This is a genomic window from Gemmatimonas sp. (assembly GCF_027531815.1).
Classification (GTDB): domain Bacteria; phylum Gemmatimonadota; class Gemmatimonadetes; order Gemmatimonadales; family Gemmatimonadaceae; genus Gemmatimonas.
The window spans coordinates 529,388-550,968 of sequence record NZ_JAPZSK010000006.1; the positions used below are offsets into that span (position 1 = coordinate 529,388).

Here is a 21,581-nt window from a genome sequence, read left to right on the forward strand (position 1 = left end):
GGGTTGAGGTACGGTGTCCTACGGGCCCACGCCATCCGTGGTTCCACCGGGGCCCCTTGTTTAGTTTTTGTGGATGTCCGCCCCCGTCTATCTCGATCACGCTGCCACGACCCCCGTGCGCGACGAGGTCATGGCCGCCATGGTGCCGTTCTTCGGCCCCCGTTTCGGGAACCCCAGCAGTGTGCACCGGTGGGGGCGTGAGGCGCGGGTCGCCCTCGATGACGCGCGTGAGCGCCTGGCGGCCTGCCTTGGCGCACATCCCGACGAGGTCTGCTTCACCTCGGGCGGTACCGAGGGCGACAACTTCGCGGTGCTTGGGGTGTATCGCACCCTCAAGGCGCAGGGGCGTACGGCGGCCGTGTCCACGCCCATCGAGCACAAGGCCGTACTCGCCGCGGTACATCAGGTGGTGCATGAAGGGGGCGAGGAGCGCCTCGTGCGGGTACACGGCAGTGGGCTGGTGGACGCGGATCACTTCGCGACGCTACTGGACGAGCGGGTCGCGGTAGCGAGCGTGATGTGGGTCAACAACGAGGTGGGAGTCATTCAGGACATTCCCGCCCTGGCGGCGCAGGCCAAGGCGGTTGGCGCCGTGTTCCACACGGACGGGGTACAGGCGTTCGGCAAGGTGACGGTCGATGCGCGCACGCAACCGTTCGATCTGCTCACGATCTCGGGGCACAAGATCGGGGCGCCCAAGGGAATCGGGGCGCTCTTCATTCGGCGTGACACTCCCCTGGAACCCATGTTCCATGGCGGGTCGCAGGACCGCGGGCGTCGCCCGGGCACGGAGAACGTGGCCTTCGCCATTGGCCTCGCCACGGCGGCCGAGCTGGTGCTGGCGGAACATGACGCCGAGCAGACGCGATTGCTGGCGTTGCGCGCGGCGCTGGAAGCCGGGTTGCGCGAGCGGATTCCCGACGTGGTGATTCACGGCTTCGATGCCCCGCGCGCGGCGCATGTCGTGAATGTGTCCGTTCCCGGCACCAACAGTGAGTCGATGCTCATGGCGCTCGACCTGCGTGGCATTGCCTGCAGCGCGGGCAGCGCCTGTCAGAGCGGGAGCGTGTCGGCGAGCCACGTGCTGAGCGCCATGGGTGTTGCGCCCGAGCTCGCGAACGCGGCGCTGCGGTTGTCACTCGGCTGTCTCAGCACGCCGGAATGCGTCACGCGTACGGTGGATGTCCTGGCGACGCTCGCCGACAAGGCACGCGCCGTGAAGAATGCGCCGGTGTTCGAGACGGTGGAGTTCTGAGAAACGCGTACGCACAGAGATCACGGAGTATGGTGAGGACACGGAGTTCAGGATCAAGCAGTGTGGTGCTCTGTGCCCTCACCATCCTCGGCGAGCTCCGTGATCACGCGTCCCACCACCGCCAATGAATACCCCGCTGCCCCCCCCGCGCATTCCCCAGAAGGGCGATCGCGTCCTCGTTGCCATGAGCGGCGGCGTGGACTCGAGCGTGGCCGCCGCGTTGCTCGTGGAAGCCGGGTGCGACGTGGTGGGCGTGACGATGAAGCTGCACGGCGACGGGGCCGACGTCCCCGACCGGCCTTGCTGCTCGCTGGATGCCACGAGCGACGCGCGGCGCGTGTGCGAGACGCTGGGCATTCCGCACTACGTGACCAACCTGGTGGATCACTTCGGGCACGATGTGCTCGACGACTTCGTGCAGGAGTACGCGCGCGGACGCACACCCATTCCGTGCGTGCGCTGCAACACGTTCACGAAGTTCCGCGACCTGCTGGACAAGGCCGACGCCATTGACGCGCGCTGGCTGGCCACCGGACACTACGCGCGCATGGGACGCATAGGCGACGAGGCGGTCATGTTGCGTGGCATGGACCCCTCGAAAGATCAGAGCTACTTCCTGTGGGGCATCGACCGCCCCGTGCTCGATCGACTCGTGCTGCCCATCGGTACGCAGACCAAGGCCGAGACGCGCGAGATCGCACGCCGCTTCGGGTTGCGCACCGCTGAAAAGATCGAGAGTCAGGACATCTGCTTCGTACCAGACGGCGATCATGTGCGGGTGATTCGGGAGCAGCTCGGGGCCGATGCGCCGGCGCTGCAGCGCGGGCCGATCCGGTTGTCCAACGGCGCCGTGGTGGGTGAACACGACGGGTTTGCGCGGTTCACGATCGGGCAGCGCAAAGGCCTGCCGGGCGGGTTTGGCGCGCCCATGTTCGTGGTGGAGATCGTCCCCGCGGAGCGTGCCGTGGTGATTGGCCCGCGCGAATCGCTGCTGGGCCGCGGTCTCGAGGCGCGCGAACTCAACTGGCTGTACGACGCACCGGCAGAAGGGAGCACGGTGCAGGTGCAGGTACGCAACCGGGCGGCGCCGTCGCCAGCCACCATCGTGCGACTCGACCGCGGCGGTGTGGAATTGGCGCTCGACGAACCGATTCAGGCGATCAGCCCCGGGCAGTCACTCGTGATCTACGACGGCGACCTGGTGCTGGGCGGCGGTGTGATCGAGCGGGGGATGAAGGCGGCACCGTCGAGGCGGTTGCCGCTGCTGGCGGGGTAAGGAGTACGGCGCGCCGAGTGGCGCGCCGTTTTGTTGACAAGGGAGGGAGCAGGAAGCGGGAAGCAAGAAGCGGGGGGCAGGCGGTGCCAACGCGTGGGTCCCCCCTGCGCCCTGCACCCTGCCACCCGCTCCCTGCGTCCTGTCCTGTCAACCAACAGGCGCGCCACCGGCGCGCCCATCCGCCGTCGTCATGACCGCCACCATCATGTCGCTCGTCACGTTGAGCAGCGTCTTGAACATGTCCGGCAGCGTATCAAGCGCAATGAGAATGCCGATGCCCTCTACCGGCAACCCTATGCTCGCGTAGAGCGGCACCTGCAACAGCATGCCGCCGCTCGGGATACCAGGCGTGCTGAAGTTGAGCACGATGCTTGACGCCGCCACCAGCAGCAGGTTGGCGGTGGACAGATCGATGCCGTAGAGCTTCGCAATGAACAGCGCCCCCACGGGCCAGTAGATCGCACTCGTGAGCTTGAAGACGCTTGCGCACAGCGGCAGCACGAACCCGGTGGCCGTGGGTGGCAGCTGCAGGACATCGGTGGCGCCCTTCACCATGGCCGGGAGGCTCGCGAGCGAACTGCGCGTCCCCATGCCCACCACGCTCGCCGGTACGAGGGCGCGCGCGAATTGCCGCACCGGCACCCGCCCCGTGACCGCGATGACCACGTAGATGCCGGCCACGGCAATCAGGTGCAACACGATGTTGACCATGAAGTAGAAGCCGATCGCACCGAGCACATTGGTGCCGAGCTTCTGTCCCAGCACGGCAGCCAGCGCGAAGATGCCGATGCCACCGAGCGCGAGCATCCAGCGCACCACCACGAGCATCGTATCGGCCATGCCGCGCCAGAACGACAGCTGGGCGAGGCGTGGGCCGTCGCTCACCTGCCCCAGCGCGAACGCGTACAGCAGCGTGAAGAGCACCACCGGCAGGAGTGTGCCGTCGGCGGCGGCCTTGATGGGGTTGAGCGGAATGAGCGACAGGATGAACGTGCGGACCGACAGCGCGTCGGCGCTGGGCACATCGATCTTGGCCGTCGCGCGCAACCGTGCGGTGGCGTCGGCATCGAGCGTGAGCGTCTCGAACCACACCGGCGATACCAGCGTGGAGAGCGCCGCGCAGGCGACGAGCAGCAGGAGCATCCAGCCGAACGCCTGGGCGCCCACCGTGCCCGTTGCACGCAGGTCCTCGCCGCCCGCCACCCCCACGATGAGCAGGGGGACCACGAGCGGAATGACCGTCATGCGCACCGCATTGATCCACGCCGTGCCGACAACGTCGAGCACCGGCATGAGCGACGTCGTGAACGCCGACGGCGATGTCTCACGCGAGAGCAGCATGCCCAGCGCGAGGCCGGCGACGAGCCCGAGGGTGACCTGCACGCCGGTAGAGCGCAGCGGTGAGCGTTTGGGGGCGACGTCGGGCATGCGCGCGAACCTACGCCGCCGCGCGCACGGGCGCCACGCCCGGCGCCTCCCCGTACCGCGGTCCTAGAACCCGAAGCCGGTGGACCAGGTCAGGAGGCCGCGCCTGTGGGTGGTGCCGGCCGGGTCAGTACCGATGCGGGTGTAGTAGCCCACTTCCCCTCCCAGCGCGAGCAGCGGCCACAGATGCACGCTCCCGCCAACATACGTGCGCCCGGCGAGCGCCCCCATGGGATCGTTGAAGGTGCGGAGGACCCCGCCGGTGATGGCCAGGCCGCTACCGAAACTGCCCATGGAGTTGGCCAGCCCCACGTTGAAGCTGGCCCCGCCAAACCCCACCTTCCCGGCGCCCAGGAAGCACCAGGTGCGCTGTTCGCTTTCGCGCACCCACCCCATGCCGTAGCTCAACGCCCACTTGAGTGGCGCGCCGTAGGTGACGCCGCCCATGCACTGATCGAACTGCCAGCGTGCGGCATCGCTCGTCGTCGCTCGCGGCGGGGCGGTACCTACGGGCACCTCCTGCGCGTGAACGACCGGCGCCGCAGCGGCACACAGCACCACCAGGGCAACGGCGCACGATGCCCGCATCAGTACTTCATCCCGCTCGCTTCCGCGAAATCGCGCATCGCCTTCTCCTGGGCCTCCGTGAGGCTCTCCGGTACGGTGATGGTCACTTCCACCAGCAGGTCGCCTTTCCTCCCCTCCTTCTCGATCCCCTGACCGCCGATCTTGAAGCGGCGCCCCGCCGATGTGCCGGCGGGAATGCGGATGGCCACCTTCTTCCCGTCGAGGGTCTTCACGCTCACGCGTGAGCCCAGCGTCGCCTGCGCGATGTTGATGGGCACGGTCGCGATGAGATCGAGCCCGTCGCGCTTGTAGAAGCGATCGGGGAGCACCGAGAAGGTGATCACCAGATCACCGGCCTGCCCGCCAGCCGCGCCTTTGCCCCCCTGCCCGCGCAAGCGCACCTTGCTGCCGGTTTCCGCTCCCGCCGGCACGGTAATGTTGACCGTGCGACGCGCCCGTGCCTCTCCAGTACCACGGCAGGTGCCGCAGCGTTCCGTGGGCACGCTGCCGCGCCCCATGCACACCGGACAGGGGCGATTCACGGCAAAGCTCCCCTGTCCGAAGGAAATGACCCCGCGTCCGCTGCACTCACCGCACGGCTTGATCTGGGCGCCGGGGGCCGCACCGCTGCCGCGGCAGATGGCGCACTCTTCGTTCACCTCGAGTTCAACAGGCACCTTGCCGCCGGCCGCGGCGATACGAAAGGGGACCTCGACCGTCTGCTCGATGGTCTGCCCCTTTTCGCTGCTGCGAGAGCGGGTGTTGCGGGCGCCAGCCGCGCCGCCGAACATCGACGAGAAGAGATCGCCGAGGCCGCCAATGCCCCCCACATCGAAATCGGTGAAGGTGCCGGCACCCGCCTGACCCGGACCGCGCGAGGCCCCGCCGGCGCCCGGTCGTGACGCGCGCGCGCCCCCGAACCCCACGCCGCCGAAGGCACCCAGCCGACGCATGTCGTCGTACTCTTTCCGCTTCTCGGCGTCGCCAAGCACGTTGTACGCCTCGGAGATCTCCTTGAAGCGATCGGCGGCCTTGGGATCGTTCTGGTTGGTGTCGGGATGATACTGCTTCGCGAGTCGCCGGTACTGCTTCTTGATCTCGTCTGCCGTGGCGGAAGACGAGACCCCGAGGACTGCGTAGAAATCGGTGCCGTTGGCCATGCTGTGCGTTGAGGCCTGAGAAGAGCGCGCGCGATCGCGGACGCGATCAGCGCACGCGATCAGCTTACGCGCCGGTCCACTGCTTCACGACGACGCGCGCGGGGCGCAGCACGTGACCGTTGATCACGTAGCCGGACTGGAAGCATACGGCCACCTGCCCGTCCTCCTCGGCTCGCGCGGCGGGGGCCGTGCTCACCGCTTCGTGCAGCGCCGGATCGAACGCATGCCCCGTGGGATCGAGCACCTCGAATCCGTGGCCAGCGAGCGACTTGAAGATCTTCTTTTCGACGAGGATGACGCCATTCACCACCGTGGTGGAATCAACGGTGGCCGGATCGACGTTGGCAAAGCGGGTCAGGTCGTCGAGCGCGTCGATGAGCCCACGCACCACCTCCCCCTGCGCGCGCCAGCCGGCTTCCTGCCGCTCCTTCACGGCACGGCGACGGAAGTTGTCGTACTCGGCGGCCAGCCGCAGATGCTTGTCCTTCAGCTCTTCGATCTCGCGCTGCCGGTCGTCCATGGGCTCGGCCGACGCCGCAGCGGGCGCATGGGGATCGAGCGTGGCATCCAGATTCTCGTCAGCGGTCGACATGGGATCGGTCATGGTCGGAAGATGCAGCGAGGGTACTCCGCGACGGGGGTGGCCGGCGCGGCGGTGCAGGCTCTACGCATGGGCCTGCCCGAAGTTGCGGAAACCGGTGATCCGGTGATGATGGAATGTGTGGAACTCACCCGCGGGCGGTCCAGCCTTCGGACTGCTGCTCCCGCAGGAAGGCCTTGCGAAGCCGGTCCAGCGCCAGCTGTGCCGCTCTCCAGCGGATTTCGTGCCGGTCCCCCGGCAGCACCGCGCGCACCGCGTGGACGTCACCATCCACGTCGACGGCGACCCACACGGTCCCGACCGGTTTGTCCGGCGTGCCGCCGTCCGGCCCCGCGATGCCGGTGATGCCCACGCCGATGGTACTCCCGAAGCGCAGCCGCACCCCCGTGGCCATGGCCCGCGCCACCGCTTCACTCACGGCGCCCTGCTCGTCGATGAGTGCCGCCGGCACCCCGAGCTCACGAGTCTTTACCCCGTTGGCATAGGCAATGGTTCCCCCCAGCACCGTACGGCTGGATCCGGGTATCGCCGTGAGTCGCATGCCGAGCATCCCCCCCGTACAGCTCTCCGCCACGGCCAGGGTGGCGTTCCGCGCGGCACACTCGGCCAGCATGATGGCCGCCAGATCGTCGTCGTTCTCGCCGTACACGTAGCGTGATACCTTGGCCCGCACGAGGGCGGCGGCCTCATCGAGCGCCACCGTGGTGGCCCGCGCGTCGCGGTCCCAGCTCGTGAGGCGGAGATCAACGCCGTCCGCCCCTGGCAGATAGGCAAGCGACAGGCCGTTGACGCCGCGCGCCAGCTCGCCCAGCCGGTCGGCCAGCGCCGACTCGGCGATGTTGGCGGTGCGCAACGTTCGACTGCGAATGACCGGGCCGCCCACCGGGAGCCGATCGCGGAGTGTGGGCACGACGGTGTCGGCCAGCATCCCGCGCATCTCCCGCGGAACGCCAGGCAGCATGATCACCCACCGGCCCTCTGCATCCTCGAGCCAGATCCCGGGGGCGCTGCCATGCCGATTGGGGAGAATGGTGCATCCTTCCGGCACCATGGCCTGCTGCTCGTTGCTCACCGGCAGGTCATGGCCGAATCGCCGCTGCCAGCGTTCGCGCAGCGCGGTGAGAATGCCGTGGTCCATGAGCATGCCCTTGCCGAAGATTGAGGCAATGGCCGGCTTGGTCATGTCGTCGGCCGTGGGCCCGAGGCCGCCGGTCGTCATGACCGCCCCGGTGCGCCCAAGGGCCTCGCTGACCGCCTGGCGGATGCTCTCCGCATCGTCGCCGCAGGTCGTGCGCCGCACGATGCGTACACCGAGCGCCGCCAGCTCACGGGCCAGATGCGCGGCGTTGGTATCGATGGTGAAGCCGAGCAGCAGCTCGTCGCCGATAGTGACGATCTCCAGGTTCATGCCCCCTAATCTAGGGGGCCGAGGCGCGGAGAAGGGGAGGCGCGGGGAGTCCAAGGTGACGGTCCACTGACGGACGCGTATAGCGTCTGCTGGCATGGCAGCGGACTTCACACACGCCGAGATCACGGCTTCGGTCATCGATGCGGCCGTACGCCTGCATCAGGAGCTTGGGCCAGGAATGCTGGAATCGGCGTACGAGTTGCTTCTGGCGGACGAGCTGTCGCGACGGGGCCACGAGGTCGAACGCCAGCGAACGGTGCGCATCGTTCACCGTGGTCGAACTGTCGACAGAGCGTTCCGAATTGACCTGCTCGTTGACCGTCTCGTGGTGGTAGAGGTGAAGTGCAGCGAACGACACTCACCGGTCTACAGACGCCAGCTGCTCACCTACCTGCGACTGATGAAGCTGGAGGTCGGACTGATGCTCAACTTCGGCCTGCCCACCATGAAGGCGGGCATTGCACGCGTGATCAACACGCAGGCAAGGTAGACTCTCCCCGCGCCTCCCCTGCTCCGCGCCTCCCGCGGCCCTAGGCCGCGCGCAGCACCTGCCCGCCGTAGCGGCGCATGTACAGCCACAGGGAGTAGAGCGTCAGCGCCACGGCGCCGACCATGCTGAGCACCCCCACGAAGCCATTGAACAGGGCGAAGGCGCGCCAGGCGCCGTCGGCGAGCCATCCGCGATGCTCGGCCAGCGTGATGGCAAAGAACCAGAAGTACGCCGCGCCCATCCAGATGCTCTGGAAGGTGGTCTTCCACTTGGCCGGGCCGATGGCGGCAATGACCAGCCCGCGGCGCGCCGCGATCTGCCGAAACACCGTCATGAACGCTTCGCGCCCCAGCACCACGAGCACGATCCACAGCGGCAATGACACCTTGCCGAAGGGCAGTTCGAAGAGAAACGGACTCGACACCCCATCACCGGCCTCCACGAAGGCGTGGTGGCGCTGCAGCAGGTACATGGGAATGAGCGTCGCCAACAGCAGCAGCTTGTCGGCGAGCGGATCCAGCAGGCGGCCGAGGTCGGTGACGAGGTTGCGCGAACGCGCCAGATGGCCGTCCCAGTAGTCGGTCACGGCGGCAATGAGGAACAGCACGAACGCAAACAGCCGGGCGGACCACGAGGTGGTGAACGGCAACCACGCAATCAGCGGCGTCAGGGCGATGCGGCCCACGGTGATTGCGTTGGGAAGGTTCACGCGATAGTCGGGTTGGCGGGAATCCGTCACCGGGACGCCGGGGCACGCAGCGCTCGCCGTGCGTCATCAGGCGAGCGTCTTCAGCACCAGCTTGGAAACGGCTTTGAGAGTATCGAAGACGCCATCGCCGGTAACGGCGACCGCTTCGAAGTACGGTACACGCTCCACCCATTCCCCGGTGGGCAACTGGCCCACCAGATACTCACCCGGGCGGAACGGATCCGCCAGCGGACGCATCCGCGACGGATCCGTAACCTCCCAGCCGGGATTCAGCATGGCCTGCAGATCGGCCACCGACGCCGCGTTGGGAAGATCGCGCTTGTTGTACTGGATGACGAACGGCATGCGGGTGAGGTCGTACCCGTACGCCGCCATGTTGTCATACAGGTTCTGCATGGACTCAAGATTGGCTTCGGCGCGCTCGGTCTGTGAGTCGGCGACGAACACCACCCCGTCCACGCCCTTCAAGATGAGCTTGCGTGACGCATTGTAGTAGACCTGCCCCGGCACGGTATAGAGGTGAAAGCGGGTCTTGAAGCCCCGGATCGTTCCCAGGTCGACCGGCAGGAAATCGAAAAACAGCGTCCGCTCGGTTTCCGTGGCCAGCGAGATGAGCTTGCCGCGCGTGCTCGGCGACACCTTGCCGTAGACGTACTCGAGATTGGTCGTCTTGCCGCCGAGACCGGGACCGTAGAACACGATCTTGCAGTTGATCTCGCGGGACGCATAGTTGATCATCGACATGAGCTTGCCCCTTTACTGAAACAAGCGGTCGATCTCGTCTTCGGCACCGGCGAGAAAGCCGGGGGGCGCCGCATCGCGCACATTACCGCGCGCGAAGACCCCCTCGAATATGCGCGTGAGTTCGTCCACTGCGGCCTTCATGCGCAACCGCACCAGTCCCAGGGTGGTACGGTTGTCGAAGAGCACCACCAGGATGACGCGGCGCGCGATGTCGGCGAGATACATCGATTCGCGCTCGCCCTGATGGAAGAGCACATTGAAATCGCTTTCGCCGATCAGACGCGCGAGCTGGTCGTTGGCGCTGAAGTCGGCGGCGGTCAGCGTGGCGAAGGCCGTCGCATCGAAGTTGGGGGGTTCGCCAACGGTGGCGACGAGTTGCCCGCTGCGGTCGACGAGCAGCGCGCAGCGCGCTTTGGCGTCGTACAGGAAACGCTGCAGGGTGATCGTGATGGCCCCGAAGTCGTCCTCAGTGAACGACCAGGTGGCGGCGCCAATGGGCATGAATGCGTGAGTTGCCGGTGACCAGGAGACGAGTTGCTGGGTGCGTGACATGAATATGGCATGCCCGACCGAGAACCCCAGACTGCGGTTCTAGGAACGTAACGCCTGCTCCGTCCGGCGCAGAACCCCACGGGCGCGACGCCGCAGCAACGGGTGGGGCTCCCACTGGAGGTAATCGCGGAGGAGCCGCGCACTATCAACGCTCGGATGGGCCCTCAGGTAACCGAGGGCGGCGAGCCGTTTCAGCTTGTCGGGATGGAAGAGGCTGCGGCGGTGACGGCGCTGCGCCAGACTCCACCCCACCAGCCCTACGGCGGCCCCCACGACCAGCCCGATCCCCACCATGCTGGCGGCCTGCCAGCCTCTTTCTTGCTGCGAACGCACGATCGGCTCTTCCCCTGTGCCCCCGGGTGGCCCGGGGGGTTGGCGTAGTGGTGGGCGGTGCCTGCCCGGTTCTAGAGCATCTCCCGCCGCGCGGCGAGCGCCTGCGCGATGGTCACCCCGTCGGCGTATTCCAGATCGCCACCCACCGGGAGCCCCCTGGCGATGCGGGTGACCCGGACCGCCCCCCCCGCCAGCTGGCGCTGCACGTAGAGGGCGGTGGCCTCCCCTTCCAGGGACGGGTTGGTGGCCAGGATGACCTCCTGTACCCCTTCCGGGTCGAGGCGTGTCAGCAGCGCCCCAATGGACAGATCGTCCGGCCCCACGCCATCGAGTGGCGACAGCCGTCCCCCCAGCACGTGATAGAGGCCACGGAATTCCCCGGCCCGTTCGATGGAGGCAATGTCGCTGGCCTCCTCGACCACGCAGAGGACCGTTGCGTCGCGGCGGGGATCGGCGCAGAGCGGGCACACCGGCTGCTCCGTGAGGTTGAAGCACCGTGCACAGGGGCGCACCCGTTCCGTCAGCGCAACGAGCGTCTCGGCCAGACGCCGGCTCTGTGCGGCCGGCTGCCTCAGCAGGTGGTACGTGAGACGCAAGGCCGTCTTGCGTCCAATGCCGGGCAACCGCGCCAATTCGCTGGTCAGCTCGTCGATGACGGACACGTGAGGCGAATCAGAACGGCAGCTTGAACGGCAGGTCGATGCCGCCCGTCACCTTCTGCAGCTCCATTTGCATCGCGTCGGCGGCCTTCTTCTGCGCCTCGGCCACGGCCACGACGATGAGATCCTCGACCATATCCTTGTCGCCCATGATCGACGGATCGATCTGGATGCGCTTGAGCTGCATCTTGCCGTCGACATCGGCGGTCACCATGCCGCCGCCGGCGAGTGCACTGAATGTGCGCTGCGCCATCTCTTCCTGCATCGTCTGCATGCGGGCCTGCATGTCCTTGAACTGGCCCAGCATCTTGAAGATATCCATCGGGGTACTCGGAGAGGTTTCTATGACACGGGAGGGAGCAGGGGGAAGGGTCTCAGGGGGAAGGATAAAGGCTCCTGCTCCCTTCATCCTGACACCCTTCTCCCTGCTCCCTGCCTTGAAATCAGTCCAACAGCTCGAGGTCCAGGGCCTTCACCGCCGCCTCGAGCAAGGGATCCTTGGCGGCGATCTGTTCCGTGCGCTGCTGCTGCACGTCGTGCGCGGTGAGGCGCTTCGACGTGGCGCGTGTCGCCGGTGCACCGGCCGGCGCAACGGGCGCTGTCGGTTGCAACGTGAAGCCGTGCACCCCCGGCAGATTCGCTTGCAGCGCGGCCAGCACATCGGCGCGCGCGCGCTCCACCGGCATCGCGAAGGTATCATCGCCCGCCGCATGGGACAGCGTGACCATGCCATCGGCAGACACGGCGACGGGTACGAGGCGCTGCAGGGCTTCGGCCACCATGCCGCGCCCGCTGCTGCGCACCGCGGCGGTCACCTGCGGCCAGGCGGCTTTCACTTGCTCCACCGTGGGCGCGCCGCCCTGCCCTCGCCGCGCCGCCGTAGCGGGGGCGCGCTGCGCCGCCTCCTGCTGGGCGGCCGCGGCGGCGGCCGCATGCTGCGTGGCCGTTGGCGACGGAGCCGGGGGAACGAACGCGGGGGCGGGCGCCAGCGCCGGCGCGACCACCGGGGGCGGCGACGGGGGCATGGCATACGCCGACGCGACCCGGGCGTCATGCGCCACGCGCCGCGGCGGCGGATCGTCACCGCCGCCTGCGCCGAACCCCTTCAGCACTTCCTCCAGCTCGACCGTGCGATCGAGCAGGGCGAAGCGCACCAGCAGCGTTTCGAGCAGCAGCTGTGGTTGGCCGCTCTTGCGATACATGGGTTCGATTTCGAGCAGGGCGTGCAACATGCGCACGAGATCGCCCGCCGAGACGCGCCCCGTGCGAGCCTGCAGCGCCGCCCGCAGCCGCTCCGACATATCAGGGAGTGCCCCCCCCATGCTCATCGCGAGCAGCGCGCGCAGGGTGCGCCCCAATCCGGCCAGCAGCAGCACGAAGTCCACACCAGCGTCGGCCTGGCGCTGCACGGCCGCAAAGATGTCGCCGGCACGCCGCTCAAGGATGAGGTCAAGCAGGGCCACATACTCGTCGTCGGGTACGAGCCCCAGTGCCACCGTCACGCGATCGGCCGTGACCTCGGCGGTCTCGCCGAGCGACAGGACCTGATCGGTGAGCGACAGCGCATCGCGCAAACCGCCGTCGGCGGCGCGCGCAATCATGCCGAGCGCTTCGTCCTCGAAGCGCACGCCTTCTTCCGTCAGCACGGCCGCCAGACGCTCACGGATCTCGGTGGCCCCGATGCGCTTGAGGTCGAACCGCTGCAGGCGCGACACGACGGTACCGAGTACCTTCTGCGACTCGGTCGTGGCAAAGACGAACACCACCCGTGGCGGCGGTTCCTCGAGCACCTTGAGCAGGGCGTTCCAGGCATCGCGCGACAGCATGTGCGCTTCGTCGACGATATAGACCTTGTACCGATCGTCGCCCGATGGTGCATACATGGCGCGCTCGCGCAGGTCGCGGGCATCGGCCACCCCGCCGTTCGAGGCGGCGTCGATTTCGACCACATCGAGGGAGGCCGCACCGCTCCAGATGCGCTGACAGCTGGCGCACTGGCCACAGGGCTCGCCCTGCAGTGCGGGCTCCCCGCGCCGCTCACAGTTGAGCGCCATGGCCAGGACACGCGCCAGCGTGGTCTTGCCGGTCCCGCGCGGCCCGCACAACAGGTACCCATGCGCAACGCGCCCGCGCGCAATGGCCCCCTTGAGGGTGTTGGCGACGTGCGACTGCACCGCCACGGTCGCGAAGTTCCGCGGTCGGTACTTGCGGGCGAGAGCGAGGGACATGTCCGCAATCTAAGCGGTACAGGCGCGGCGCGACTGCACGCCCCCCAACGCAAACGCGCAGGAGGTCCGCTGGTATCCAGCGAATCCTCCTGCGCGCAGTGCTCCGGGCCTGACGAAGCGACGTCAGAATCCACGTGCGGCTGCTACCTTCGGGGTCCTGACCGATTTGGCGGCCTGGCGCCCTCCGGGACCCGGAGCCCGTAGAAGATAGCCGAAACGCACGCCAAGTGGTACTAGGCCAGCACCTCTTCGAAGGTCTGCCGCAGCAGCGCCGCCGCTTCGGCCACCGCGCCCGCCGGTGCGTCCAGATGCGTGACCGCCCTGATGCGCGCCGGGTGCCACTCAGTGACGCGAACCCCGAGCTCGTGTGCGCGGGCCACCACGGCGGCAGCCCGAGGCAGGGGCAGGTCGATCATCACGATGTTCGTATCCGGCGCCACCACCCGCACGCCCCCCACCCCGTTGACCACCTGCGCCAGATAGCGGGCACTGGCATGATCTTCGGCCAGGCGGTCGTAGTGGTGCTGCGCGGCGTACAGCGCGGCCGCCGCGAGGATGCCGCTCTGCCGCATGCCCCCCCCGAATCGCTTGCGCGCGCGATGGGCCTGGTGAATGAACCGCTCCGTGCCGGCGAGGCACGCCCCCACGGGGGCGCCGAGCCCTTTCGAGAAGCTCACCATGACCGAATCGGCGCCGGCCGCCAGCTGCGCGAGCGGGCGCTGCAGCGCGGTGGCCGCGTTCCACAGGCGCGCCCCATCGAGATGGACCGGCAACGCGTGCTCCCGGGCGACCGCCTGGATCTCCTGCATGTCCTCGACGGACGTCACGACACCCCCCGCCCCGTTGTGCGTATTCTCGAGGCAGACCAGCGACGGTTCCGGCGCGTGCTTGCTGGGAGTACGGATGTGTGCGCGCAGGTCGGCGGCGTGAAACACCCCAGCCTCGCTGCGCACCGGTCGGCATTGCACGCCGCACAGCGCCGCCGCGCCGGCGATCTCCCAGTGGTACACGTGCGCTTCGGCGTCGCACAGCACTTCGGTCCCCGGGGTGGTGTGTACCCACAGGGCCGCCTGATTGGCCATGCTGCCGCTGGGAAAGAAGAGTGCGCACTCCTTGCCCAGCGCGGCCGCCGTCCACGCTTCGAGCGCCACCGTGGTGGGATCACCGTCGAGCACATCGTCCCCCACCTCGGCGAGGGCCATGACCTGCCGCATGGCCGTGCTGGGACGCGTGACGGTGTCGCTGCGCAGGTCAAGCGGTGTGGTGGGCGATACGAGGACGGACATCGGCATGGAAAGAGGGAACGGTACGCTTACCGTGGGCGAACGCGCGTGTCGCGTGCTTCGCTGTCGCGTGCTTCGCTGTCGCGTGTTTCGCTGTCGCGCAGCGCCGCCAGCTCGGCGCGGCGCAGCGCGTACGCCTGCGCCACTTCGCCGCCAAGGAGGAAGAGGAACGCGCAGTAGTAGGTCCAGAAGACGACGGCCACGATGGCCGCAATGGTCCCGGTGTACAGCGAGGCGGGATTCGCGGCACCCACCGCCAGGGCGAAGACATTTCGCGCGATCTCGAAGAGAATGGACGCCGTCAGCGCCGCCACGGCTGCCACCTGCACGCTGGGGCGTCGGCGCGGCAACCCGCGATAGAGCGCGTAGAAGAGCGCGAACACGAGCGACACCGCCAGCAGGCGCCCCACCGCGTACTCGAGTCCCGACATGGCGTTCGGCTGCAGCCCCACGGTGCGCAACAGCGCGAAGCCTCGCGTGGCGGCCAGATCGAGATAGGCCGAGAACACCACATAGACGACGACGGCCACCGTGGCCACGATGGTGGCGAGGAAGTCGAACAGCTTGCCCGCCACGATGCTGCGGTCGGCGCCATCGAAGATGAGGGCGAGCACGCTGCGCAACGAACCGAAGAGGCGCGTGGAGAACCAGGCGAAGGTGATGGCCGAGTAGATGGTGACGGCGCCGCGGGTGCTCAGGACCTCCGTCACGACGCCGCGCAGCAGCTCGCCGGCACTGGGCGCTTCATTGGGGAGCCACTGTTCCAAGAGCCGCGTCACGGTAACGGCGGCCTCTGCCGGCTCGCTGCCAAGCAGGAAGGAGAGTCCCGCAATGAGCAGCAGCACGAACGGCACGAGGGCGAGCAGGATATTGAATGCCAGCCCGCCCGCGAGAAAAGGGACGTTGTCCTCCGCCGCCTGATTCCAGACGCGGCGGAGGATGTCCCACCACGACTCAAGCGTCGTGGGCAGACTCGTCTGCATGGCCCTCCGCGCCGTCGCGCGGCGCGCGATCGTCGGCCATGGCGCCGGGTTCCCCTGACATGCCGGAGCGCGAGGCCCGTTCCGAGTACGCGCGGCGACCGTCGGCGTAGGCACGCTTGCTGTTGGCCACGGCCCGCTCGATGTCGGCCCGCGCCTCGCGCGCCGCATCGCGGCTCGCCGACACCGCGTCGTTCACGGCATCGACCCGGCTGTTCACCGCGTGACGGGCGCGCCCCAGGCGCTCGTCCACCCCTGAACGGGCACGCTCCACCTGCCCGGCCAGCTTGTCGCCGAACTCGTCGGTCACATCCTTGGCACGACGCGCGGCGCGGCGCGCTTCCCGCGAAATGCGCTCGCGGGTCTCGCGGCCGCTGGCCGGAGCAAAGAGCAACGCGGCCCCGGCGCCCAGGGCGAGCCCCAGCAACAGGAGTCCAACGCCGTTGCTGCTGTCCTTTTCAATCACGACCACGCGGTCGTCATCGTAATCACGAGCCATATGACCTCCTGCGAGTGAGGAGCCCGACCCGGGCTCCGTAGGCTGTCCGCGGGCAGCCCGTGCGGCCCGCGGCCCACCAGTCAGTACAGGTCACTCAGTCGGAAAGATCCGCGTCGTCCGGTGCCGCGATGATCGTGGACGCTCCTGTGGGGAGAGGACGGTGCTGCTCCGGCATGGTGACGAACTGCTCCACGTACTGCTTCGTCCCGGCAATGCCCAGCTGGGTGAAGAGGAACGTGAACTTGGCGTCGTAGGCGGCGCCGAGCGTCTCGCGCAGGTTGGTCGGCAGCGCCCACAACGTCTTCTTGAACGGGCCGATCGCCTTCTTGCGCGTCTTGTAGTAGAACTGCGCGTCGCTGTCGGTGGCCTTGCGCTCGTCCTTCGCGTGCACGTCGAGCCAGGCATAGATCTCCTGCAGCAACTCCGGCGGCAGGTGATCGAACATCATGGTCTGGAAGTTCGTCGCGAGGTGGATCTCCGCCGTTTCGCGCTTGGGGAAGTTGCTGAACGCCGCATCGGGGAGCGTCGACGCCCCATGCTGCACGGCGCCGGCCATGCCGTACTTGTCACGTCCCAGCTTCGACAGCACTTCGAGCGTGTCGAGATCGAGCGCCACATCGGCGATGCTGCCGTCGGCGAGCACGACCCCCCCGTGCGACGTACCCGACTGCACGGAGATCTTGCTCAACCCGGCCATGCCGGGCGCCTGCGCCGCGAGCGTGGCGTTGAACCCTTCCATGAAGGCCTCGAGCTCTTCGGGCGTGCTGTTCTCGGTCCCGACTTCACCGATCTCGCCACCAATGGAGATGGTCACGCCAGCCGGCTCCGCCGCGCGCACGAAGCGCGTGATGTCCACGCACACTTCGTAATTGAGGCGCTGCTGTTCGGTGAGCGTGGGCTTGCTCAGGTCGACGAGCGTGGACGTATCCACGTCGATGTTGTAAAAGCCCGCGGCGACGGCCTCCGTGACGAGCGCCTTCACGGCGTTCACTTCGGTGACCGGATCAACGGCGTACTTCTTGTGGTTCACCTGGAAGTGATCGCCCTGGATGAACACCGGCCCGCGGAACCCTTCCCGCAGCGCCGCGGCGAGCATGACCGTGACGTACTCGGCCGGACGCTGTTCGGTGTAGGCAATTTCCGAACGGGCGATCTCGAGGATGAAGGCCCCCGCCTCGAGCGTGATGGCCGTGCGGAAGACGGCGCGCGCCGTATCGTACGACATGGCGCGGATGTTCATGGCCGGCACCGTGAAGCCGCCACACTTGCCCGCCCCGCGCGCCACGTACAGCTCGTGGATGGATGCCGGCCGCACGCCCACCTGCTGGCCGATCTCCCAGATCACCCACCGGGCGAAATCGCGCTCGGCCTCGGTCGAGCCGAAGACGGCCTGATGAACGAGCGCATCGAGTTTCGGCGTGGCGAGGGCGGCAACATCGTGCACGTGCACAGCGCCGTGGGAAATCGTCACGGCGCCGTCGACAAACGTCGCCTGGGTGTGCGTGGAGTCGGACATGGGGAGTCGTTGAGGTTGGACTGCGGAAACCACCTGCTGCCTGCTGCCTGTCTCCGTAGCCGCCGAGCGGGTGGAGGCGAGGGTCGAACGTCTGCTGTCGGTTGTCGAGGGGCTTGTACTGGCGGCAGGTGGCTCCACATCAAAGTTCCCACTCGACGGCCCCCCGGGCAACCAGTCGCCAGAATTCCACGCGCCGCTAGATGCTCCACCGGGGGTCGGGCTTGGGGAGCGCGTCCCACTCCGATCGAGACGCCTCACTGCCCGCCCGCCCCAGCATGGCATAGGCGAACTGCTTGCCCAACTCCACTCCCGGCTGGTCGAAGGCATTGACCCCGTACAGCTCCCCCGCATATGCCGTCGCCAGGGCAAAGAGCTGCATGAGCGCGCCAAGGTGCCAGGCGTCGATGCGGTCGACGTGGATAGTGGCGTTGAAGCGGCCACGCGCCGCGAGCGCCCCGGCCGTGGCCCGCTGCTCGATGTCGATGAGTTCGCCCAGCGTGTGCCCGCCCAGATAGCCGAGCTCGGGGATATCGGCGTGGCGGGCCGGAATGCGCCCGTCGTCGGTCCGGCCCTTCACCGCGACGAAGGTGACCGTCTTGTCCGGCGGCCCCTCCATGAACAGCTGCACCTGTGAGTGCTGGTCGGTGGCCCCGAGTGCCGGCAGCGGCGTCGGGCCCACCGAGGTGCCATCGGGGCGGATCTTCCCCAGCGATTCGGCCCAGAGCTGTACGAACCAGAGCGCGAGATCGCGCAGCGGATCTGCGTAGGGCATGAGCACCTGCACCGATCGTCCGTGCCGCGTGTCGGCCAGCCACTGCAGCACGGCAAAGGCGCCGGGCAAGTTGCCCGCGAGCTCGGCGCCCTGCGCCTGGGCCGTGATGTGCGCCGCGCCGCCCAGCAGCGCCCGCACGTCGACGCCAATGAGCGCCGCCGGCAGAATGCCCACGGGCGAGAGCACCGAGAAACGGCCGCCCACGTTGGCCGGGATCTCCACCGCCGCGATGCCCTCGTCACGGGCGATGCGTCGCAACGCGCCCACCTGCGGATCGGTCACCAGCACCAGATGTTCGCGCGCCGCTTCCTCGCCCACGGCCTGCGCCAGGGCGTCGCGCACGATGAGATACTGCGCCATCGTCTCCACCGTCCCGCCCGACTTGGAGACCACGAGCACCAGCGTCCGCGTGAGATCGAGCCGATCGAGCGTGCTGCCGATGGTGGCCGGGTCGACGTTGTCGAGCACATGCAGACGCGGTCGCCCCCCGCGCTGCGCCGCGGTGAGTTCGTTCCAGCGGGGTGGGCAGAGCGCGGTACGCAGCGCGATGGGGCCCAGCGCCGACCCACCAATACCCAGCAGGAGGACATCGTCGAACCTGCCGTCCACCCGCTCGGCAACCGCGAGCGACGACGCCAGCAGGGCCTCGTTGGTGGCGAGCGTGAGAAAGCCGAGCTCCGCGGTACGCGCATGCACGGCGGCGTGCGCGCGCGCAAAGGTGGCCGCGGCGTCGTGCCACTCGCGTTCGGTAATGCCGGCACCGTGCGGCAGCACCCCGGCCATCATGTTCGTGAAATCGAAGGAGAGCGCCATGATCAAGGCTCCGGCAGGTCCACCACCAACCCATCGTGCGCCGGAGCGATTCCGGCAGGCAGTTCGGCGGCAAGCTGCGCGTGGAAGTTGTCGTGTGTGAGATGCGTGAAGTACGTGCGGGCGGCGCCGACCCGCTGCGCCATGTCCACCGCTTCGGCGATCGAGAGGTGCGTGGGATGCGGCGTGCGCAGCAGGGCGTTGAGCACAAGCACCTGTACCCCGACCAGACTGGCCAGCGCCTCCTCGGGGAGCGTCTTGGCGTCGGTGATGTACGCCAGGTTGCCCACGCGGAATCCCACCACCGAGGCACGTCCGTGCGGCACGGCAATGGGCAGTACCGACGTGCCATTTACCTGAAAGGCCATACCGGGGGTGATGGGGTGGAGCACGCCCTCCGGACGCGTCGTGCCGGGGAGCGGACGAAAGGCCGCGTCGAAGATGTACGGGAAGCGTGCCTGCAGCGTGGCGAACGTGGGGGGCTCCGCGTAAAAGGGCAGCGGAGCTCCGCGCCGGATGGTGATGGCGCGGAGATCGTCGATGCCGTGGATGTGATCGGCGTGCTCGTGCGTGAAGAGCACGGCATCGACGGTCGCGATGCCGACCGCCACGAGTTGCAACCGCAGCTCAGGCGGCGTGTCCACCAGCAGGCGCGTACCGTTGGCCGCCTCGATGACCACCCCGCAGCGCGTCCGCCGGTCGCGCGGGTCGGTGGAGGTGCACACGGCACACGCGCAGCCCACCTGCGGCACGCCGAAGCTCGTGCCCGTCCCGAGGAACGTGAGGCGCACGCCAGTGGCCGGTCGGGACGTCAGGTCAGACCGTTTCGACCTTCAGCAGGTTGGTCGTGCCGGGCACGTCGAACGGCACGCCCGCAGTCACGAGCACGCGGTCGCCCTTGGTCACCAGATTGAGGTCGAGCGCCTCACGCAGGGCCATGGCCACCATGTGATCGTACCCGCGTGCCGTGGGCACGAGCCGCGGCACCACGCCCCACACGAGCGCCAGCTGGCGACACACGCGTGGTTCGTCGGTGAGCGCCAGGATGGGCACACTGGGTCGGTGCGAGGACACGATGCGGGCAGTGAAGCCACTCTTCGTGAACACCACCACCAGCGGGGCGTCGAGCATGCGTACGGCCGCCACGGTGGCCGCGGCAATCGCTTCCTCGATGTTGACCCCGCTGACGACGCGCCGCTCGAGCCGCGCGCCGGCGCCGGGGCGCGGCCGGGTCTCGATTTCCCGAATGATACGACGCATCGCTTCCACGGCGAGGCGCGGGTAATGACCCGCCGCCGTTTCCGCCGACAGCATCACGGCGTCCGTACCATCGAGGATGGCGTTGGCCACGTCGCTGGCTTCGGCGCGCGTGGGGCGCGGATTCTCGATCATCGACTCGAGCATCTGCGTGGCGGTGATCACCGGACGCCCCATGCGGTTGGCCGTCGCGATGATGTGCTTCTGGGCAATGGGCACTTCCTCGAACGGGAGTTCTACCCCCAGATCACCACGGGCCACCATGACGGCGTCGGTGGCCGTCATGATCTCCTCGATGTTCTCGAGCGCCACATCCTTCTCGATCTTCGCCACCACCAGCATCGTCCTGGGAATGAGCGCGCGTAGCTCATCGATGTCCTGCGCGCGCCGCACGAAGCTGAGCGCCACCATGTCGAGGTCATTGGCCACGGCGAAGGCCAGATCGGCGCGATCCTTGTCGGTGAGCGACGGCGCGGACACGGCGATGCCGGGCAAGTTCATGCCCTTGTTGCTCGTCAGGGTGCCCCCGTGCACCACGGTGCACCACACGCGCGGCGCCTCGACGCGTGTAACGACGAGCTCGAAGAGCCCATCGTTGATGAGCACGCGGTTGCCGGTGTTCACGTCATGGCACAGATCGGCGTAGGTGATGGGAATTTCATCTCCCGCAGCCATCTCTTCGGGCACGAGCACGACGGTGCCCCCCACTTCCAGCTCCCTTGGAGCGGGCAGCGCACCGATGCGGATACGCGGCCCCTGCAGATCGCCCAGGATAGCCACCGGGCGGCCGGCCGCCTCCGAGACCGCTCGCACGATGGCAATCGTGCGGGCGTGCTGCTCGTGCGTACCGTGCGAGAAGTTGATGCGGGCCACATCGAGGCCGGCGTCGACCAGCGTCCGGATGGCCTCGGCCGTGTTGCTGGCCGGACCGAGTGTGCCAACGATCTTGGTGCGCGGCACGTGCGCACGCTGAAAGGTGCTGGTCATCGACTCGTGGTCATCCGCAGGCGAGGCGGCACGTTCGGGGCCGGTGCGGGAGATGGACATGTCGTGCGTG

Annotated in this window: 21 protein-coding genes and 1 other RNA gene; 3 read left to right on the top strand and 19 right to left on the bottom strand. The window is 68.1% G+C overall.

The features are described from left to right. The first annotated feature begins 73 nt into the window (after positions 1–73). Together O9271_RS09805 and mnmA are read left to right on the top strand one after the other, a co-directional pair. Positions 74–1,255: a cysteine desulfurase family protein gene (locus O9271_RS09805; protein WP_298268859.1), complete on the top strand. Its 1,182-nt coding sequence runs from the start codon at positions 74–76 to the stop codon at positions 1,253–1,255. 124 nt (positions 1,256–1,379) lie between these two features. After that, entirely contained in the window at positions 1,380–2,531 is a 1,152-nt protein-coding gene (gene mnmA / locus O9271_RS09810) for a tRNA 2-thiouridine(34) synthase MnmA (protein ID WP_298268862.1), read from the top strand. A 147-nt stretch (positions 2,532–2,678) separates the two neighbouring features. Here mnmA and O9271_RS09815 read toward each other — a convergent pair whose 3' ends face one another. The 5 genes from O9271_RS09815 to O9271_RS09835 all read right to left on the bottom strand — a co-directional run bounded on the left by O9271_RS09815 (position 2,679) and on the right by O9271_RS09835 (position 7,692). Continuing rightward, positions 2,679–3,959, bottom strand: coding sequence for a dicarboxylate/amino acid:cation symporter (locus O9271_RS09815; RefSeq protein WP_298268864.1), 1,281 nt, complete (start codon positions 3,957–3,959; stop codon positions 2,679–2,681). A gap of 63 nt (positions 3,960–4,022) precedes the next feature. Beyond that, positions 4,023–4,544, bottom strand: coding sequence for a hypothetical protein (locus O9271_RS09820; RefSeq protein WP_298268867.1), 522 nt, complete (start codon positions 4,542–4,544; stop codon positions 4,023–4,025). Then, the gene (locus O9271_RS09825) at positions 4,544–5,683 is read right to left on the bottom strand and encodes a J domain-containing protein (RefSeq protein ID WP_298268870.1); all 1,140 of its coding nucleotides are present in this window, start codon (positions 5,681–5,683) and stop codon (positions 4,544–4,546) included. Before O9271_RS09825 ends, O9271_RS09820 begins: the two co-directional genes overlap by 1 nt. 64 nt (positions 5,684–5,747) lie before the next feature. Beyond that, positions 5,748–6,287, bottom strand: coding sequence for a nucleotide exchange factor GrpE (locus O9271_RS09830; RefSeq protein ID WP_298268874.1), 540 nt, complete (start codon positions 6,285–6,287; stop codon positions 5,748–5,750). Between the two features lie 124 nt (positions 6,288–6,411). Continuing rightward, entirely contained in the window at positions 6,412–7,692 is a 1,281-nt protein-coding gene (locus O9271_RS09835) for a competence/damage-inducible protein A (RefSeq protein WP_298268876.1), read from the bottom strand. A 94-nt stretch (positions 7,693–7,786) separates the two neighbouring features. Between O9271_RS09835 and O9271_RS09840 the strand changes: the two genes are divergently transcribed. Then, positions 7,787–8,182 carry a GxxExxY protein gene (locus O9271_RS09840; RefSeq protein WP_298268878.1) on the top strand — a complete coding sequence of 132 codons (396 nt, stop codon included), beginning with the start codon at positions 7,787–7,789 and terminating at the stop codon, positions 8,180–8,182. A gap of 40 nt (positions 8,183–8,222) precedes the next feature. Here the strand turns inward: O9271_RS09840 and O9271_RS09845 are convergent, their stop codons facing one another. The 14 genes from O9271_RS09845 to pyk all read right to left on the bottom strand — a co-directional run bounded on the left by O9271_RS09845 (position 8,223) and on the right by pyk (position 21,571). Next, on the bottom strand, positions 8,223–8,891 hold the full coding sequence (locus O9271_RS09845) for a CDP-alcohol phosphatidyltransferase family protein (RefSeq protein WP_298268881.1): 669 nt from the start codon (positions 8,889–8,891) through the stop codon (positions 8,223–8,225). A 66-nt stretch (positions 8,892–8,957) separates the two neighbouring features. Next, complete coding sequence (locus O9271_RS09850; RefSeq protein ID WP_298268884.1) at positions 8,958–9,635, bottom strand: ADP-ribosylation factor-like protein; 678 nt, start codon at positions 9,633–9,635, stop codon at positions 8,958–8,960. 12 nt (positions 9,636–9,647) lie between these two features. Then, complete coding sequence (locus O9271_RS09855; RefSeq protein ID WP_298268887.1) at positions 9,648–10,136, bottom strand: roadblock/LC7 domain-containing protein; 489 nt, start codon at positions 10,134–10,136, stop codon at positions 9,648–9,650. A 455-nt stretch (positions 10,137–10,591) separates the two neighbouring features. Then, entirely contained in the window at positions 10,592–11,182 is a 591-nt protein-coding gene (recR, locus tag O9271_RS09860) for a recombination mediator RecR (RefSeq protein WP_298268890.1), read from the bottom strand. Positions 11,183–11,192: 10 nt separating this feature from the next. After that, positions 11,193–11,501, bottom strand: a complete 309-nt coding sequence (locus O9271_RS09865; RefSeq protein WP_298268893.1) for a YbaB/EbfC family nucleoid-associated protein — start codon at positions 11,499–11,501, stop codon at positions 11,193–11,195. Positions 11,502–11,622: 121 nt separating this feature from the next. Further along, positions 11,623–13,407, bottom strand: a complete 1,785-nt coding sequence (gene dnaX, locus O9271_RS09870) for a DNA polymerase III subunit gamma/tau (protein ID WP_298268896.1) — start codon at positions 13,405–13,407, stop codon at positions 11,623–11,625. A gap of 99 nt (positions 13,408–13,506) precedes the next feature. After that, positions 13,507–13,603, bottom strand: an RNA gene (gene ffs / locus O9271_RS09875) — signal recognition particle sRNA small type. A gap of 37 nt (positions 13,604–13,640) precedes the next feature. Then, the gene (locus tag O9271_RS09880) at positions 13,641–14,693 is read right to left on the bottom strand and encodes a threonine aldolase family protein (RefSeq protein WP_298268901.1); all 1,053 of its coding nucleotides are present in this window, start codon (positions 14,691–14,693) and stop codon (positions 13,641–13,643) included. Between the two features lie 26 nt (positions 14,694–14,719). Continuing rightward, the gene (locus O9271_RS09885) at positions 14,720–15,673 is read right to left on the bottom strand and encodes a YihY/virulence factor BrkB family protein (protein WP_298268903.1); all 954 of its coding nucleotides are present in this window, start codon (positions 15,671–15,673) and stop codon (positions 14,720–14,722) included. Beyond that, the gene (locus O9271_RS09890) at positions 15,645–16,169 is read right to left on the bottom strand and encodes a YtxH domain-containing protein (protein WP_298268906.1); all 525 of its coding nucleotides are present in this window, start codon (positions 16,167–16,169) and stop codon (positions 15,645–15,647) included. The genes O9271_RS09885 and O9271_RS09890 overlap by 29 nt, the downstream gene beginning before the upstream one ends. Positions 16,170–16,263: 94 nt before the next feature. Continuing rightward, positions 16,264–17,685 carry a class II fructose-bisphosphate aldolase gene (locus O9271_RS09895; RefSeq protein WP_298268908.1) on the bottom strand — a complete coding sequence of 474 codons (1,422 nt, stop codon included), beginning with the start codon at positions 17,683–17,685 and terminating at the stop codon, positions 16,264–16,266. A 196-nt stretch (positions 17,686–17,881) separates the two neighbouring features. Then, the gene (locus O9271_RS09900) at positions 17,882–19,270 is read right to left on the bottom strand and encodes a glucose-6-phosphate isomerase (RefSeq protein ID WP_298268910.1); all 1,389 of its coding nucleotides are present in this window, start codon (positions 19,268–19,270) and stop codon (positions 17,882–17,884) included. Positions 19,271–19,272: 2 nt separating this feature from the next. Continuing rightward, entirely contained in the window at positions 19,273–20,058 is a 786-nt protein-coding gene (locus O9271_RS09905; RefSeq protein WP_298268913.1) for an MBL fold metallo-hydrolase, read from the bottom strand. A gap of 25 nt (positions 20,059–20,083) precedes the next feature. Next, positions 20,084–21,571 carry a pyruvate kinase gene (gene pyk, locus O9271_RS09910; RefSeq protein WP_298268915.1) on the bottom strand — a complete coding sequence of 496 codons (1,488 nt, stop codon included), beginning with the start codon at positions 21,569–21,571 and terminating at the stop codon, positions 20,084–20,086. Positions 21,572–21,581 lie beyond the last annotated feature (10 nt).

Excerpts from the sequence above, each read along its gene's own strand:
- O9271_RS09805 (WP_298268859.1), top strand. The coding sequence starts at position 74 with ATGTCCGCCCCCGTCTATCTCGATCACGCTGCCACGACCCCCGTGCGC.
- mnmA (WP_298268862.1), top strand. The coding sequence starts at position 1,380 with ATGAATACCCCGCTGCCCCCCCCGCGCATTCCCCAGAAGGGCGATCGC.
- O9271_RS09815 (WP_298268864.1), bottom strand. The coding sequence starts at position 3,959 with ATGCCCGACGTCGCCCCCAAACGCTCACCGCTGCGCTCTACCGGCGTG.
- O9271_RS09820 (WP_298268867.1), bottom strand. The coding sequence starts at position 4,544 with ATGCGGGCATCGTGCGCCGTTGCCCTGGTGGTGCTGTGTGCCGCTGCG.
- O9271_RS09825 (WP_298268870.1), bottom strand. The coding sequence starts at position 5,683 with ATGGCCAACGGCACCGATTTCTACGCAGTCCTCGGGGTCTCGTCTTCC.
- O9271_RS09830 (WP_298268874.1), bottom strand. The coding sequence starts at position 6,287 with ATGACCGATCCCATGTCGACCGCTGACGAGAATCTGGATGCCACGCTC.
- O9271_RS09835 (WP_298268876.1), bottom strand. The coding sequence starts at position 7,692 with ATGAACCTGGAGATCGTCACTATCGGCGACGAGCTGCTGCTCGGCTTC.
- O9271_RS09840 (WP_298268878.1), top strand. The coding sequence starts at position 7,787 with ATGGCAGCGGACTTCACACACGCCGAGATCACGGCTTCGGTCATCGAT.
- O9271_RS09850 (WP_298268884.1), bottom strand. The coding sequence starts at position 9,635 with ATGTCGATGATCAACTATGCGTCCCGCGAGATCAACTGCAAGATCGTG.
- O9271_RS09855 (WP_298268887.1), bottom strand. The coding sequence starts at position 10,136 with ATGCCCATTGGCGCCGCCACCTGGTCGTTCACTGAGGACGACTTCGGG.
- O9271_RS09865 (WP_298268893.1), bottom strand. The coding sequence starts at position 11,501 with ATGGATATCTTCAAGATGCTGGGCCAGTTCAAGGACATGCAGGCCCGC.
- dnaX (WP_298268896.1), bottom strand. The coding sequence starts at position 13,407 with ATGTCCCTCGCTCTCGCCCGCAAGTACCGACCGCGGAACTTCGCGACC.
- O9271_RS09880 (WP_298268901.1), bottom strand. The coding sequence starts at position 14,693 with ATGTCCGTCCTCGTATCGCCCACCACACCGCTTGACCTGCGCAGCGAC.
- O9271_RS09885 (WP_298268903.1), bottom strand. The coding sequence starts at position 15,673 with ATGCAGACGAGTCTGCCCACGACGCTTGAGTCGTGGTGGGACATCCTC.
- O9271_RS09890 (WP_298268906.1), bottom strand. The coding sequence starts at position 16,169 with ATGGCTCGTGATTACGATGACGACCGCGTGGTCGTGATTGAAAAGGAC.
- O9271_RS09895 (WP_298268908.1), bottom strand. The coding sequence starts at position 17,685 with ATGTCCGACTCCACGCACACCCAGGCGACGTTTGTCGACGGCGCCGTG.
- O9271_RS09900 (WP_298268910.1), bottom strand. The coding sequence starts at position 19,270 with ATGGCGCTCTCCTTCGATTTCACGAACATGATGGCCGGGGTGCTGCCG.
- pyk (WP_298268915.1), bottom strand. The coding sequence starts at position 21,571 with ATGTCCATCTCCCGCACCGGCCCCGAACGTGCCGCCTCGCCTGCGGAT.